At 57.0% G+C, this 941-nt stretch carries 2 protein-coding genes; both read right to left on the bottom strand.

What is annotated here, in order from left to right:
- A partial coding sequence (locus tag NKH54_RS32445) for a trimethylamine methyltransferase family protein (RefSeq protein ID WP_353029727.1) occupies positions 1-323 on the bottom strand: 323 nt, incomplete at its 3' end.
- Positions 324-519: 196 nt separating this feature from the next.
- Positions 520-941: LysR substrate-binding domain-containing protein (locus tag NKH54_RS32440; RefSeq protein WP_353029726.1), on the bottom strand; the 422-nt coding region annotated here is incomplete at its 5' end.

Raw genomic sequence — 941 nt, 5'->3', positions numbered from 1 at the left:
GTCATCTCAAAGCGGGAGGGAGCCTTGGAGATGAGATGCATAACCATCTCGCCCTCCAAGCGCACACGCTGACCCTGGACATCGGCGCCAGCCTCTTTCCATTGCCGGATCGCCGCGTCGTCCCTGAATTCGATGCCGATTTCGCGCAGGATCGCCAGCGAAGCCTGGTGAATGCGCTCAAGCTGCTCAGCAGTGACGACCTCGACAGGCCGGATGCCGTACTTGATGGTCGAGACGCGCGGCTTTCTTTCCGCCTCTCGGGCAGCTACGACCGACGCGCGTCCTCCGCGGCGCCGGATTGCGGGAGTATCAGCATCCATCATTGCGTCCCCTGCAGCCGAATAATCAGCGTCCCACCATCCGTCTGATAAGGCGGGCCGTGCTTAGTTTCGCAATGATGATAGCGACTAGCGAGCGCTCCGAGAATTCGTAAAAGGTTTCGCTAGCCTTAAACCCAGTTTATATCTAGGTCGCTCGTGCGCAAGCTGCGAGGTAAGCCACGGTAAGGGCTAATTTCAATCACGGGCGGAGTTCTTCAGACTGACCAAGAAACCAGTCAACCAAAACCTTGCACCTCTTGTTCTTGCTGGCATCCTCGCTGGCTAACAGAAAGAAGGCCCTGTCGGTCTTGATTTGGGTTGGCAATGCTTTGACGAGAAGGCGGTTGTTGAGCAGCTGCTGGGCGGTCAGGGACCATCCCAACGCTATTCCTTCACCGGCAAGAGCTGCTTGAAGCGTCAGCTGGTAGTCGTTGAAGACAATGTTCGGTTTGATCTCGCCGGCATCTCCGCCTGCCAACTCGACCCACTCGGGCCAGCCCATTCGCTTGCGAAAATCATCGGAAGAATGAATGAGCTGGTGGTGAACCAGCTCATCGACGGTCTGTGGAGCAGGGTGCGCTAGAAGATACGCGGGGGAGCAAACGGGAAAGATGATTTCGT

The organism is Mesorhizobium sp. M1004 (genome assembly GCF_040318795.1).
Lineage (GTDB): Bacteria > Pseudomonadota > Alphaproteobacteria > Rhizobiales > Rhizobiaceae > Mesorhizobium.
This window is presented reverse-complemented; position numbering and strand designations above follow the sequence as displayed.